At 75.4% G+C, this 13,426-nt stretch carries 10 protein-coding genes and 1 pseudogene; 2 read left to right on the top strand and 9 right to left on the bottom strand.

Going from position 1 to position 13,426, the window contains the following annotated elements:
* Positions 1-14: 14 nt before the first annotated feature.
* The 3 genes and pseudogenes from IPO09_01015 to IPO09_01005 form a co-directional block, all read right to left on the bottom strand.
* Positions 15-692 (bottom strand): hypothetical protein, encoded by a 678-nt coding sequence (locus IPO09_01015; GenBank protein MBK9515932.1) that lies wholly within the window; start codon positions 690-692, stop codon positions 15-17.
* Complete coding sequence (gene mnmA, locus IPO09_01010; GenBank protein ID MBK9515931.1) at positions 689-1,750, bottom strand: tRNA 2-thiouridine(34) synthase MnmA; 1,062 nt, start codon at positions 1,748-1,750, stop codon at positions 689-691. The genes IPO09_01015 and mnmA overlap by 4 nt, the downstream gene beginning before the upstream one ends.
* A gap of 58 nt (positions 1,751-1,808) precedes the next feature.
* Positions 1,809-3,738 (bottom strand): annotated as a pseudogene (locus tag IPO09_01005) (YgiQ family radical SAM protein).
* Between the two features lie 134 nt (positions 3,739-3,872).
* Here IPO09_01005 and IPO09_01000 point away from each other — a divergent pair.
* Positions 3,873-7,091 carry a hypothetical protein gene (locus IPO09_01000; GenBank protein MBK9515930.1) on the top strand — a complete coding sequence of 1,073 codons (3,219 nt, stop codon included), beginning with the start codon at positions 3,873-3,875 and terminating at the stop codon, positions 7,089-7,091.
* 7 nt (positions 7,092-7,098) lie between these two features.
* On the opposite strand, the gene IPO09_00995 is transcribed toward IPO09_01000, so the two are convergent.
* The 5 genes from IPO09_00995 to IPO09_00975 form a co-directional block, all read right to left on the bottom strand.
* A complete protein-coding gene (locus tag IPO09_00995) occupies positions 7,099-7,869 on the bottom strand; it encodes a hypothetical protein (protein MBK9515929.1) in 771 nt (256 codons plus the stop codon).
* Positions 7,870-7,871: 2 nt separating this feature from the next.
* Positions 7,872-8,069 (bottom strand): hypothetical protein, encoded by a 198-nt coding sequence (locus IPO09_00990; GenBank protein MBK9515928.1) that lies wholly within the window; start codon positions 8,067-8,069, stop codon positions 7,872-7,874.
* Positions 8,070-8,182: 113 nt separating this feature from the next.
* Positions 8,183-9,382, bottom strand: coding sequence for an acetyl-CoA C-acyltransferase (locus IPO09_00985; GenBank protein ID MBK9515927.1), 1,200 nt, complete (start codon positions 9,380-9,382; stop codon positions 8,183-8,185).
* A gap of 45 nt (positions 9,383-9,427) precedes the next feature.
* Positions 9,428-10,216, bottom strand: coding sequence for a twin-arginine translocase subunit TatC (gene tatC / locus IPO09_00980; protein MBK9515926.1), 789 nt, complete (start codon positions 10,214-10,216; stop codon positions 9,428-9,430).
* Between the two features lie 4 nt (positions 10,217-10,220).
* Positions 10,221-10,580 carry a twin-arginine translocase TatA/TatE family subunit gene (locus tag IPO09_00975; protein ID MBK9515925.1) on the bottom strand — a complete coding sequence of 120 codons (360 nt, stop codon included), beginning with the start codon at positions 10,578-10,580 and terminating at the stop codon, positions 10,221-10,223.
* A 99-nt stretch (positions 10,581-10,679) separates the two neighbouring features.
* Between IPO09_00975 and IPO09_00970 the strand changes: the two genes are divergently transcribed.
* Complete coding sequence (locus IPO09_00970) at positions 10,680-11,096, top strand: EVE domain-containing protein (protein ID MBK9515924.1); 417 nt, start codon at positions 10,680-10,682, stop codon at positions 11,094-11,096.
* A gap of 160 nt (positions 11,097-11,256) precedes the next feature.
* Here the strand turns inward: IPO09_00970 and IPO09_00965 are convergent, their stop codons facing one another.
* Complete coding sequence (locus IPO09_00965; GenBank protein MBK9515923.1) at positions 11,257-13,344, bottom strand: HAMP domain-containing protein; 2,088 nt, start codon at positions 13,342-13,344, stop codon at positions 11,257-11,259.
* Between the last annotated feature and the right edge of the window lie 82 nt (positions 13,345-13,426).

Here is a 13,426-nt window from a genome sequence, read left to right as displayed (position 1 = left end):
CGGCGCCTCGGCCGCTAGGCCCGGCCCGGGCGGTGGCTCCGCAGCGCCGCATAGACCCCGGCCTCCGCGAAGCCGGGCCGCCCCTCCGGCCGCGCCCGCCACCAGTTCATGATCAGCGCCAGCCGCAGCGGCGTGGCCGGCGTGAGGCGGCCGTGCGGGACCTGGCCGCGCGCGTCGAGGACGCCGTGGGTGGCGTCGCCCGGGAAGAGGGCCAGGCGGTTCGGCCAGGGGCGGACCAGGTCGCCGTCGAAGGGGAGCGGGGCGCAGGCCGGGTTGGCCTCGTCGCAGGGCTGGCCGGTCACCGCCAGCAGGCCGCCGCGGCAGCGGTTGAGGAAGAGCACCGAGCCCTGCGCCGGGCAGCGGGTGCGCCCGGTGCGCCCGAACAGCAGCTCGTCGCGGTCCTGGTGGAAGTCCACCTGGACGTCGCTGGTGCGCATGCGGCTGAGCCACCACTCCACCCCGGCCAGCCGCCCGGCGCGCCGGCCCCAGGCGAGGGGGCGCAGGGCCAGGATGGCCTCCTCCGCCAGGCAGGCGGGCGCCCCCAGGTCGAACCAGAAGGCGGTCTGGTAGGTGTCGCGGAGCCGCTCGGTCCCGAGCGCCCGCACCGCCCCGGCCAGCCGCCGGAACTGGCCGGCCGGGAGCGCGCCGTCGTGCACGGCCGCCAGCGGGGCCAGGGGCGGGGAGGCCCTCACGGCGCCGCCTGGCCGGCCGGCAGGGCCCGCTCGATCCAGCCGCCCCCGAGCAGCACCTCGCCGTCGTAGACCACGGCGGCCTGGCCCGGCGCCACGGCGTGGACCGCCTCCTCGAAGGCCACCTCGAAGCGCGGCCCGCCGCCGCCGCTGAGCCGGGCCGGCGTGGCCCGGTGGCCCGAGCGGATCTGCACCGCCACGAGGCCCTCGGCCGGCACCTCGGCCTGCCAGGAGGCCGCCGCGGCGGTGAGCCCGCCCGCCAGCGTGGCCGCCCTGGGTCCCACGGTGACCGCGGCGGTGGCGGGGTCCACCGCCGTGACGTAGCGCCGCTCCGGCCCGGACAGGCCGAGGCCGCGCCGCTGGCCCACCGTGAAGCGCCCGTAGCCCTGGTGGCGACCGAGCTGGTGGCCCGCCTGGTCGAGGATGGGCCCCGGCGTGAGCGCCCGCGGCGCGCGCGCCTGGAGCACCCGGGCGTGGTCGCCGTCCGGCACGAAGCAGATCTCCTGGCTGTCCGGCTTGGCGTGCACCGGCAGGCCGAGCCGCCGGGCCAGGGCCCGGACCTCGGCCTTCGACTCCAGCTCGCCGAGCGGCAGCACCAGCCGGCCCAGCGCCTGGCGCGGCAGCTCGAAGAGCACGTAGCTCTGGTCCTTCTCCAGGGCCCGGGCCCGCGCCAGGGCCGGGCGCCCGCCGTGGGACACCACCCGGGCGTAGTGGCCGGTGGCCACCGCGTCGAAGCCGAGCTGGCCCGCCCGCTCCAGCAGCCGGGCGAACTTCACGTCGCGGTTGCAGCCGATGCACGGGTTGGGGGTGCGGCCGGCGGCGTACCCGGCGGCGAAGGCCTCGATGATCCGCTCGAAGCCGGCGGTGGCGTCGAGCACGAAGAGGTCCACCCCCAGCAGGCCGGCCACCCGGCGCGCGTCGGCCGCGTCCTCGGGCGAGCAGCAGCCGGCGCCGCCCTCGGCGTCGGCCGCCCGCCCCATGCAGACGAAGGCGCCGGTCACCTCCCAGCCCTGGTCGCGCAGCAGGGCCGCCGCCACGGAGGAGTCCACCCCCCCGCTCATGCCCACCAGCACGCGGCCCCTCGAGCCGGCCACGGCGCGCCTCAGCGGCCCCTGGGCTTCAGGCCGCGCTTCGCCCAGGGCGGCCGGTGCCCCTCGCGCGCCGGGCGCATGCCGCCGCCCATGCGCTGCCCCGGGGCCAGCCGCCCGGTCTTGCGCAGCGCCTGCTCGATGAGCGGGGCGTTGTCCGGGTCGCCCCAGCGCAGGAGCGCCTTCTGCATGCGCTTCTCCTCCGGGTCCCGCGCCACGTGCAGCGGCTTCATGGTGAAGGGGTGGAAGCCGGACCAGTACATGTCGGACGCCAGCGTCATGGGCGTGGGCGTGAAGTCCTGCACCTGCTGCGGCTTCCAGTGGTTCTTCTGCAGGTACTCCATGAGCTGCACCGCCTCCTCGAGCGAGGAGCCCGGGTGGGAGGAGATGAAGTAGGGCACCAGGTACTGCTCCTTGCCCGCCTCCTTGGAGTAGCGCTCGAAGTCCCGCCGCAGCTTCTCGAAGGACTCGACGCCCGGCTTCTTCATGACCTTGAGGACCGGCTCGCAGACGTGCTCCGGCGCCACCTTGAGCTGGCCGGAGACGTGGTTCTGCACCAGGGCCTTGAGGTACCGGTCGCCGTTCACCTTGTCCGCCTGGGCCAGGTCGTAGCGCACGCCCGAGCCGACGAAGAGGTGCTTCACCCCCTTCACCTTCCTGGCCTTCTCGTAGAGGTCGACGAGCGGCCCGTGGTCCACCGAGAAGAACTGGCAGACCGAGGGGAAGACGCAGGAGAGCCGCCGGCAGGCCTTGTGGGCCTCGGCGCTGGTGCAGCGCATCCCCCACATGTTGGCGGTGGCGCCGCCGAGATCGGTGATGGTCCCCTTGAAGTTCTCCTTCCGGGCCAGCTCGCCGAGCTCGCGCAGCACCGAGGCCTCGGAGCGGCTGGCCACGTCGCGCCCCTGGTGCTCGGTGATGCAGCAGAAGGCGCACCCGGCGGCGCAGCCGCGCAGGATCTGGATGGACCAGCGGATCTGCTCCAGGGCCGGGATGTGGGCCCCGCCGTAGCTCGGGTGGGCCTCGCGCACGTAGGGCAGCTCGGCGATCCGGTCGAGCTCCTCGGTGGTGGGCGAGGGCATCGGCTGGTTGACCACCACCAGCCGCTCCCGGGCGCCCTTCCCGTGCCGCTGCACCATGACCCGCGCGTTGTCCTCGTTGTGCTCCAGGTGGTAGAGGCGCGAGAACTCGGCGAAGCGGCGCTTGTCCTCCGCCACCTCCTCGAAGGCCGGCAGCTCCAGCACCCCGCGCGGCCGCTCGTCGAGCAGGGCCAGCTCGCGGTGGGCCACCGCCACGGCGGTGCCGGGCACGTCGGTCAGGCCGCAGGGGTCCTCCCCCATGGCGAGCCGCCGCGCGATCTCCAGGATGGGCTTCTCGCCCTGGCCGTAGACCAGCAGGTCGGCGCCGGACTCCACCAGCACCGAGGGGCGCACCCGGTCGTCCCAGTAGTCGTAGTGGGCGATGCGGCGGAGCGAGGCCTCGATGCCGCCGATGACCAGCGGGGTGGTGGGCCCGAAGGCCTCCCGGCAGCGCCGCGCGTACACCGAGGTGGCCCGGTCCGGGCGCTTGCCCGACGCGGCGCCGGGCGTGTAGGCGTCGTCGGAGCGGCGCCGCTTGTTGGCCGTGTAGTGGTTCACCATGGAGTCCATGGCGCCGGAGGTGATGCCCACGAAGAGCCTCGGCTTGCCCAGCCGAAGGAAGTCGGCGGTGCTGCGCCAGTCCGGCTGGGCCACCAGGCCCACCCGGTAGCCGGCCGCCTCCAGCACCCGGCCGATCACGGCGGCCCCGAAGCTGGGGTGATCCACGTAGGCGTCGCCGGACACCAGCAGCACGTCGAGCTCGGTCCAGCCGCGCGCCTGGAGCTCGGCGCGCGAGGTCGGGAGGAAGGCGCTGGCGGGCGGCGCGGGGCTCGAGGCCCGTCGCGGCGGAGGCCGGGGTGGGCCGGTGTGGGAGTTCTGGGCCATCGGGCGGCACATTCATGCGCGCCGGACCCCCGTGAAATCAAGTCGCCGGCTTCTTCCGGCTGGGCGGGCCTGCGGGGTATCATCCCGGGACCCCCGCTCGCACCCACACCCTGCTCGGCGCGGCGGAACCGACCATGTCCAACCAGCGCAGCGTCATGACCGAGTTCCGCTCCCTGGAGCAGAAGCGCCAGGCCGGCGGCCTCACCGCCGCCGAGGCGGCCCGCCACGCCGAGCTGCGCGAGCTGGTCGGCCCCGAGGTGGCGAGCCCGGCCCGCCCCGGCTTCGACGTGAACGCCGCCGCCAGCCGCCTGCGCGAGTCCCTGCTGCCCGCCGGCCTGCGCGTCCGCCCGCCCGAGATGGGCCCGCCCCCGGCGCCCGACCCGGCCCCGGCGCCCGCGCCGGACCCCGACGTCGCCTCGCTCGAGCCGGCCTGGGACGAGGCCCCGCTGGCCGAGCCTGCCCCGGCCCCGCCGGCCGACCTGCTCTTCGACCCAGGCACCATGGGCCTGGAGCCGAGGCCGCAGGCCTGGAACCCCGAGGCCCCCGGCTACGACCCCGACGCCCCCTTCGACGAGGCCGCCTGGATCGCGGCGGGCTACGACCCGAACGTCACCTACGACTGGTCGGCCGCGGGCTACGGCCCCGACGGCCAGCCGCTGGCGGAGGGCGCGGCGGAGGCCGTGGCCGAGGCCCCCGCGTGGACCGAGGCGGAGCCGGTGGCGGAGGCCTGGACCGAGGCCGTCCCGGAGGAGGTCCCGGAGGCGGAGCCGGTGGCGGAGGCCTGGACCGAGGCCGCCCCGGAGGAGGTCCCGGAGGCGGCCCCGGAGGCGGCCCCGGAGGCGGCGACCGAGCCGTGGATCGAGGCGCCGGCCGAGCCGGCGGTCGAGCCCTGGGCGGCCCCGCTCTCGGAGGCGTCGGTCCTGGACGCGGCCACGGCCGCGAGCTGGGAGGCCGTCGGGCCCCCGGCCACCGAGCCGGCCCTCGCGCCGGAGGAGGCCCTCGAGGCCAGCCAGGAGCCCCCGGACGCCGAGCAGCGCGACGCCGACCTGGCCCACGCCACCTCCCTGGCGATGGACGAGGCCGCGGCCGACCTGGGCGGCCTCGAGGCGGACTTCGCCGGATCGGCGGAGCGGTCGCCGGCCGAGGCGCCGGAGGCCGAGTCCGTTCCCGCGCTGGCCACCGCGGCCGAGGAGCCCTGGGGGGCCGAGCCGCTCGAGCTCCCCGCGGCGTCCGGCGGCGGCGAGCCGGCGGCGCCCTTCGCCGACACCTCCTGGGCCGCGTCGGACTTCAGCGCGGCCCCGTTCGCGGCCGTGCAGGTGCCGGTGGCCGCGCGGATCGAGGCCGCTCCCTTCGAGGAGCCGCTCCCCTTCGACCCCAACGCCCCCTTCGACCACGCCAAGTGGTTCGGCCGCGCCGCGGCCGAGACCGCGGCGCCGCCGGTCGCCGAGCCGGAGCCTGAACCGGAGCCCCTGGCCATCCCGGAGGAGGAGGCCCTGGAGCTGGAGCCGGCGGCGGACCTCGAGCCCGCGCCGCTCGCTCCGGAGCCGGACCCACCGGTCGAGCCGCTCGAGCCGCCCGCCCTGGCGCCGCCAGCCGCGGTGTCCGGCCTGGAGTCCCCGGAGGCCGCCGCCGAGGATGCGCCGGAGCCGGTGGAGCTGGTGGCCGGCTCCGGCTTCGAGCTCGACCCGGAGCCGCCGGGCGAGCTGGCGCCGGAGCCCTCGCTGGAGCTGGCGGGTGCCCCGGCCCTGGAGCTGGCGCCCGACCAGATCCTGGACCTCGAGCCGGCCGCCGAGCTGGCCGCCGACCCGGCCGCGGCCTTCGGCGAGTACGACGAGTCCGGCGGGTCCTTCGCCCCGGGCCTGGCGCCCCTGGCCGAGCCGACCGCGCCTGCCGCGGCCCAGGTCGACCCGATCTCCTCCTGGTTCGACGACGCCGCCGTCCCGTCCCACCTGCCCGCGCCCCCCTCGGCCGCCTTCGGCGAGTACGACGAGAGCGCCGCGCCGGCGGGCCTGGCCGCCGGGCTCGACCTGGGCGGCCCGGGGCAGGCCCCGCCGCCCCTGGCCGTCGACGCGCTGGACCTGGAGGCCGACGGGCTGCCCGAGGCCTACGAGACCGGCGGGCCGGTGCTCGACGCCGACACGCTGGCGCCCCTGCCGCCGGCCGAGGAGGCCGGCTTCGACGCCTCCGACCTGTACGGCGGCCCGGAGGGTGACGCGCTGCCGGGCGGCGCGCCCCTGGAGCTGGGCGAGCCCGCGGCCGAGTGGCACCCGGACGCCGCCCTCGAGGCCGGCTTCGAGCTGGCCTCCGACGGCTCCTTCGGCCACCCGGATCCGGGCCTGACCGGCACCCCGGCCTGGGGCACGCCGGCGGCCGCCTCGCTCGCCCCCGGCGAGGGCTGGGAGAGCGCGCCGGCCCTGGACCTGTCGTCGCCGTTCGACGCCCCGGTGCGGCCCCCGGAGGCCGCACCGGTCGAGCTGGTCGAGCCGATCGAACACGTGGAGCCGATCGAGCACGTGGAGCCGGCCGAGCCGCAGGCCGAGGAGGAGCTGCCCACGCTGGAGGCCGCGGACCTGCTCGAGGTGGCCGACGAGGTGGCCCCCGCCGAGGCGCCGGTCCCGGCGAGCGAGGCCCCGGTCGAGCTCACCGCAGACCCGCCGCCCTGGCAGGCGGAGCTGGCCGGCCAGCCGGTGGACCCCGCGGCGCTGGCGCTCTCGCTCGAGCCCGTCGAGCCGGAGCCTGGGCCGCCCCCCGCGGAGGAGCTGCAGGCCCGGGCGCCCTGGGAGCCCGAGCCCGCCGTCTCCTACGAGGCGCCGGCCGAACAGGCCGGGGCCTTCCCGCCGGAGATCGCGGCCGCCTACCCGGACGCTCCGGGCGCGGCCGACACCTTCGAGCTCCCGCCGTCCGTCTCGGGCGACCACCTCGGCGCCGCCGAGGCCGCGCCGCCGCCGGAGCCCCCGGCGCCCGGGCCGCCCCTGCCCTCGGCGCTGGTGGAGGGGAGCTGCCGGGTGGTGCTGCACACCGTGGATGGGCAGGTGCGGCGCGGCCTGCTCACCGACGCCTCCCTCGACGCGGCCGATCTCACCCTGCACCCGCAGGGCGCCGGCGCGCCCGAGGCCATCCCCACCGACGGGATCAAGGCCATCTTCTTCATGCTCGCGCCGGGCGAGAAGGCGCCGGCGCCCGAGGGGCGCAAGGTGCGGGTCACCTTCCGCGACGGCCGCCAGGTGGCCGGCTACTCGCCGGACTACCGCGAGGGGGCCTTCGGCTTCTTCATGATCCCGGCCGACACCCGCACCAACACCGGCCGCATCTGGGTCTACCAGGCGGCGGTCCGCCAGGTGGCCATCAGCTAGGGCAGGCTCAGTTCTTCCACTGCGTCGGGCCCGGCCCGTCGGTGGTGATGACCTTGAAGCGCCGGCGCTGCCGGTCGAGGGTGCGGCGCAGCCACCACTCGCGCAGCCGGAACCAGGCGCGGCGCGGCCCGCCGGTCACCAGCAGCCAGGCCAGGCCGAGGGCCAGGAGGTGGGGCAGGTAGGCGATGAGCCGGCCCGCCACGCCCAGGCCCGGCGGCCCCGCCACCAGCGCCCAGAGCGGCGTGGCCACCGCGATCACCTTGGCCACGGTGGCGCCCGTCATCTCCAGCGCCCCGAACCAGCTGATGCGCTGGCGCGGGAAGATCAGCCCCCAGGTGAGGAGCAGCGCGTTCACCACCGCCCAGACCCCGAAGTAGCCGATGGGGTAGCCGAAGGGGGCCAGCAGCACCAGCGTGCCCAGCCCGGCGCCGGCCGAGAGCACGAAGAAGCGCACCAGGAAGCGGCGCTCGCTCCAGGCAAAGGAGAGCTGCCGGCCGAGCCACAGCAGCATGAAGCCGGCGAAGAGCAGGGTCAGCAGGCTGCCGGGCAGCGGCCCCTGGTAGAGCGGCCAGGTGACCAGCCGCCAGGCCTCCAGCAGCACCAGGAAGGCCGGCGTGTCGAGCGGCGGCACCTCCAGGGTGAGCCACCGGCCCAGGGTCGGGGAGATGGTGCCCACCACCGTGGCCACCGCCATGGCGGCCAGCAGCGCGCCGACCGCCAGCGGGGCCTGGCCCCCCAGGGTGAGCGCGCGGCGCAGGTCGAAGGAGCCCCGGGCCATGGTCAGGCCTTCTGCCGTTCCTTGTAGAAGAAGGTGATGGTGAGGCAGTGGAACTCCTTGTCGGAGCTCTGCCGCACCTCGCGGTCCACGATCTCGAGGTCCGGGTGGGCCGCCAGCCAGCGGCTGATGGACTCGCCCATCTGTTCGCGGTCGCGCGCCAGCGTCGTCGAGAAGACCTTCACCCCGGTGAACCCGTCCATCACGCCTCCCATCCGCCTGGTCCGGGGTGAAGCTACCGCCCGCCCCGGGCCGCGGCAAGAAAGGCCGCCGATCCTCGGGCGCCGGTCGGCCGGCCGCGCCCGGCCGCCTCGGGTCAGGGGGCCGCCAGCACCACCGCCACGCCCTGCCCCCCGCCGATGCAGGCCGAGCCCACGGCGGCCTGCCCGCCGCGCCGCCTGAGCTCGTGGCACAGGTGGGCGGTGAGGCGCGCGCCGCTGGCCGCCAGGGGGTGGCCCATGGCGATGGCGCCGCCGTCCACGTTGGTGCGCGCCCGGTCCAGGCCGAGCACCTGCTCCACCGCCAGGTACTGCGGCGCGAAGGCCTCGTTCACCTCCACCAGGTCCATGTCGGCCAGGGTGGCGCCGCAGCGGGCCAGGGCGTTGCGGATGGCCGGCACCGGCCCGATGCCCATGATGGTGGGGTCCACCCCGGCGTGGCCCCAGGCCACCAGCCGGGCCAGGGGCGTGAGGCCGTGGCGCTCGGCGTAGGCGCGGCTGGCCACCACCAGCGCGGCCGCCCCGTCGGCGATGCCGCTGGCGGCGCCGGCGTGGATGACGCCGTCCTTCTTGAAGACCTTGGGCAGCTTGCGCAGCCCCTCCACGGTGGTGTTCGGGCGCGGGTGCTCGTCCCGCTCGAAGGTCACCGGCCCCTTCTTCGAGGCCAGGGTGAGCGGCGCCAGCTCGGCCTGGAACCGGCCGGCCGCCTGGGCCGCGGCCCAGCGCTGCTGCGAGCCGACCGCGAACTCGTCCACCTGCGCCTGGGTGATGCCGTGCTGCTCGGCCAGCTTCTCGGCGGTGAGCGCCATGGGCATGCCGGCCAGGCTGTCGGTGAGGGCCGACCAGAGGGTGTCCTCCAGCGGCGGCACCGTGCCGAAGGGGTGGCCGAAGCGGGTGCCGCGCAGCGCCAGCGGGGCCTGGGTCATCGACTCGGTGCCGCCGGCCAGCACCACCTCGGCCTGCCCGGTCATGATCCACATGGCGGCCTGGATGACCGCCTCGAAGCCCGAGCCGCACAGCCGGTTGAGGGTGAGCGCCGGCACCTCCACCGGCAGGCCGGCGCGCAGGCCGACGTGGCGGGCCAGGTAGATGGCGTCGGCGCTGGTCTGCGCCACGTTGCCCATCACCACCTGGCCCACGTCGGCCGGGGCCACCCCGGCGGCGGCCAGGGCCGCCTGAGCGGCGTGGACCGCGAGGTCGGTGGCGGTCAGGTCCTTGAGCGCGCCGCCGAAGGCGCCGAAGGGGGTGCGCTTGGCGGAGAGGAGGAGGACGTCGTCGCGGCCGGCGGGCTTCAGCATGGCGGGGCTCCAGGGGGCGGTGGGGCGTGGCCGCGGCGGGGTGGCTCAGGCCGGGGTGATGGCCTGGGCGGCGGGCTTCTTCTTGCCGACCACCCGGGCCAGCAGGATGCCCACCTCGTAGAAGACGATCATGGGCACGGCCATGAGCGCCAGGTTGAGCGGGTCGCCGGTGGGCGTGATGATGGCGGCGGCCAGCACGTTGACCAGCACCGCGTAGCGCCGGTGCTTGACCAGGAACTCCACCGAGACCAGCCCCACCATGGAGAGGAAGGCGATCACCACCGGGACCTCGAAGACGATCCCGAAGCCGAGCAGCATGGCCAGCACCAGCGAGAGCTGCTCGCTCATGGTGAGCATGGGGCGCAGCGAGGCGTCGGTGGCGATGGCGCGCATGGCCGGGAAGGCCTGCGGCATGACCACGAAGTAGCAGAAGAGGGCGCCGCCGTAGAACAGCAGGGTGCCGAAGAAGAGGAAGGGCACCACCACCCGCCGCTCCTTCTTGTAGAGCCCGGGCGCGATGAACTGCCAGACCTGGTAGAGGATCCAGGGCGCGGCCGCGAAGATGGCGCCGTACATGGCCACCTTGATGTAGACCATCAGCGGCTCGATGTAGCTGGTGTACTGCAGGGTGCGCTCCCCCTCCGGCAGCGAGTCCAGGATGGGCTTCATGAGCGCGTGGAAGATCTGCTCCACGAAGGCGCCCACCGCCAGCATCCCCACCAGCACGCCCCAGCCGCACAGCACCAGCCGCTTGCGCAGCTCGCGCAGGTGGTCCCAGAAGGTGAGCTTGACCTCGCTCTCGGGGACGGGGGCTGGGGCCGGCGCGGCGCTCATGGGGTCAGGCCTGCGGGTCCGAGGGCGGCGCCGGCGGCGGCGGCATGGGGTCCACCAGGGCCGCCTCCAGCCCCGGCACGTTCTCGGCGCTGGCCTGCGGGGCCGGCGCCACCGGGCGGGTGGTGGCGCCCATGGCCGCCGAGGCCACCGGCGGCACCTCGGGGGCGTCCACCAGCCGGGTCAGCGACTTCTCGGCCTGGTAGAGCTCGGTCTCGAGCTGGTCCTTGAGGCCGTCGGTGGTCTTCTTGAAGTCCTTGAGCGTCTTGCCGATGGTGCGGGCCGCCTCGGGGAGGCGGTCGGGTCCCAGCAGGACCAGCGCCAGGATCGCGATGATCACGATCTCGCTGAAGGAGAGGCCGAACACGGGCCGACCATATATCACGGGCCTCCCGGCCGCGCCTCCCGGGCCCCCCCGCCCGGCGCCGTTGCGCCCGGGGCCCGCCCCGCCTACCTTCCGGCCCCTATGGCCCACTGGCTGCTGAAGACCGAGCCCTCCACCTACTCGTTCGACGACCTGGTCCGGGAGCGGACCACCCGCTGGACCGGGGTGAAGAACCCCCAGGCCCGGCTGCACCTGCGCGCCATGGCGGCCGGCGACCAGCTGGTGGTCTACCACTCCGGCCGGAAGGAGGCGGTGGGCCTGGCCTCGGTGGTGGGGGCCGCCCGGCCGGACCCGGAGGCCGGCGAGGGCGGGGTGTCGGTGGAGGTGGCGGCCGGCGACCGGCTGGCCGCGCCGGTGCCGCTCGAGGCGCTCAAGGGCTCCACCGCCTTCGCCCGCTCCCCGCTGCTCATCCAGGGGCGCCTCTCGGTGGTGCCGCTCACCGCGGCCCAGTGGAAGGCCCTGCTGGCGCTGTCGAAGCACGCGAAGAAGAAGGGCTGAGGGGCTGCCCGCCCCCCCCCCCCCCCCCCCCCCCGGGCGCCCCCCGCCCCCCGCCCCCCCCCCCCCCCGCCCGCCGCCCCCCCCCCCCCCCCCTCCCCCCCCCCCCCCGGCCAGCACAGCGACGAGGCTGGCACGCGAATGCCGGCATCGCTCGCCGCAGCTAAATCTGGAAGCGCTTGACCTCGCCCCGCAGCACGTCCGCCTGGCCCGCCAGGTCGGCGATGGCCCCCTCCAGCTCGCGGGCGGAGTGGGTCTGGGTCTCGGCCACCTGGCGGATCTGCACCACCGCGGTCATCACCTGCTCGGTGCCCTTGGTCTGCTCCTTCTGGGCCCGGTTGAGGTGGTGCACCATCTCGCTGATCGACTCGATGGCCTTGGTGATCTGCTTCGAGCCGCGGGCCTGCTCCTGCGACGAGCGCTCCACGTGCTTGGTGATGGTCTTCATCTTCTCGGCGCTCTTCATGATCTGCTCGGAGCCCCGGGCCTGCTCGGCGGTGGCGGTGGCGATCTGCTGCACCGTCTCGGCGATGCGGTTGATGGCCATGGTGACCTGCTTCGACCCGCGCGCCTGCTCGATGGTGGCGCGGGCGATGGCCTTCACCATCTGGGTGGCCTTGTGGGAGGACTCCTCGATCTTCTTGAGGGCGGTCTCGGTCTCCTGGCCCAGCCGCACCCCCTCCTCGACGTTGCGCACGCCGCGGTCCATGGCGGTGATGGCGCTCTTGGACTGCTCCTGCACCGCCCGGATCAGCTCCCCGATCTCCTTGGTGGAGGCGCCGGTCCGCTCGGCCAGGTCCTTGATCTCGTCGGCCACCACGGCGAAGCCCTTGCCGTGCTCGCCCGACTGGGCGGCCAGGATGGCGGCGTTCAGGGCCAGCAGGTTGGTCTGCTCGGCCACGTCGTCGATGACGTTGAGGATGTTGCCGATGGCGGAGATCTTCCGGCCCAGCGCCTCGATGACCGAGGCCGCCTCCTTGGAGGACTCCTTGATCTTGTCGATGCCCATGAGGGTGCGGGAGAGCGCCTCGGCGCCCATCTCGGCGTCGCGCTGGGCCTGCTCGGAGAGCTTGGCGGTCTCGTTGGCGTTGGTCTCCACCTGCGAGATGGAGACGTCCATCTCGTTCATGGAGGAGGAGGTCTCCTCGGTGGTGGCCGAGAGGTCCTCGATGTTCTTGGCCACCTCCTTGATGGAGTAGGTCATCTGCTCGATGGCGGCGGTGGTCTCCTCCACCGAGGCGGCCAGCGCCTGGATGTTCTCGGCCACCTCGTCGTTGGTGGCGGCCATCTGGAGGATCGAGGAGGAGGACTCCTCGGCGCTCTGGGCCAGCACCTCGACGTTGTCGGCGATGCCCTTCAGGGAGGCGATCATCTCCCCCATGGAGGCGGAGGTGTCCACCACCCGCGCCGACACCGTGCCGGCGCCCTCGGAGACGGCCTTGCCGGTGCGGTCGATGCGCTCGATGACCGCCGCCACCCCGCCGGTGACGGTCTGCACCCGCGACAGGGTGGCCGAGAGGTTCACGCCGATCTTGTTGAGCGACTCGGCCAGGACGCCGAGCTCGTCGTCGCCGATGCGCTCGGCCCGCGCCGACAGGTCCGACTCGCTCATGCGCCGGACCACCACGGTCATCTCGGCCAGCGGCTGGAGCACCAGCCGCGCGGTGAACCAGTAGACCAGCACCGCCAGGATCAGGCCGCCCAGCGCCAGCAGCCCCAGCACCAGCCAGCGCACCTGGCTCACCTGGGCGCTGGTCTCGGCCGCCGAGAGGCCCAGCAGGAGGTGCCCCACCTCGCGCTCGCCGCGGCCGCCGTCCGGCCCGGTCACCACCAGCTTGATGGGCACGGCGAAGCGGTAGAGGCCGCCGTCCAGCGCCATGGCCTCGGCGGGGTTGCGGGCGAAGGCGTCGCGCACGTCCTCGGCCGAGCCGGGGGCGGCGCGGGCGAAGCGCTTGGCCGCCACCGTGTAGTCGGTCCGCAGCACCACCACGTAGGCGTCGTCCGCCTCGTCGAAGGTGGCCTCGATCTCGGCCGCCAGGCGCTCCTCCTGGCCGGCCGCCAGCAGCGGCGCCAGCCCGGCCGCCAGGACCCGGGCGTCGGCCTGGCCGCGGTGGCCCTGGGCGTGCTCCAGGGCCCCCAGCACCACCCGGTTCACCGTCACGCCGGTGAACACCCCCGACACCGCCAGGGCGGCGGCGATCGAGAGGAAGAGCGTCCGCTTCACCCCCAGCTTCGCGATCGATCTCAGCATGGCGCGCGCGGATGCTACCACGGCGGGCCCTGCCAGGGCGGGCCTGGCCCGGCCGGTTCCCGCCCGCCGGCGCGGCGGCCGG

Origin of the sequence: Anaeromyxobacter sp., from assembly GCA_016718565.1 — a bacterium.
Lineage (GTDB): Bacteria > Myxococcota > Myxococcia > Myxococcales > Anaeromyxobacteraceae > JADKCZ01.
Note: the sequence above shows the minus strand (reverse complement) of the source record. Positions and strands in the feature narration are given on the sequence as shown.

Excerpts from the sequence above, each read along its gene's own strand:
- mnmA (MBK9515931.1), bottom strand. The coding sequence starts at position 1,750 with ATGAGCGGGGGGGTGGACTCCTCCGTGGCGGCGGCCCTGCTGCGCGAC.
- IPO09_00990 (MBK9515928.1), bottom strand. The coding sequence starts at position 8,069 with ATGGACGGGTTCACCGGGGTGAAGGTCTTCTCGACGACGCTGGCGCGC.
- IPO09_00985 (MBK9515927.1), bottom strand. The coding sequence starts at position 9,382 with ATGCTGAAGCCCGCCGGCCGCGACGACGTCCTCCTCCTCTCCGCCAAG.
- IPO09_00970 (MBK9515924.1), top strand. The coding sequence starts at position 10,680 with ATGGCCCACTGGCTGCTGAAGACCGAGCCCTCCACCTACTCGTTCGAC.
- IPO09_01000 (MBK9515930.1), top strand. The coding sequence starts at position 3,873 with ATGTCCAACCAGCGCAGCGTCATGACCGAGTTCCGCTCCCTGGAGCAG.
- IPO09_00965 (MBK9515923.1), bottom strand. The coding sequence starts at position 13,344 with ATGCTGAGATCGATCGCGAAGCTGGGGGTGAAGCGGACGCTCTTCCTC.
- IPO09_00995 (MBK9515929.1), bottom strand. The coding sequence starts at position 7,869 with ATGGCCCGGGGCTCCTTCGACCTGCGCCGCGCGCTCACCCTGGGGGGC.
- tatC (MBK9515926.1), bottom strand. The coding sequence starts at position 10,216 with ATGAGCGCCGCGCCGGCCCCAGCCCCCGTCCCCGAGAGCGAGGTCAAG.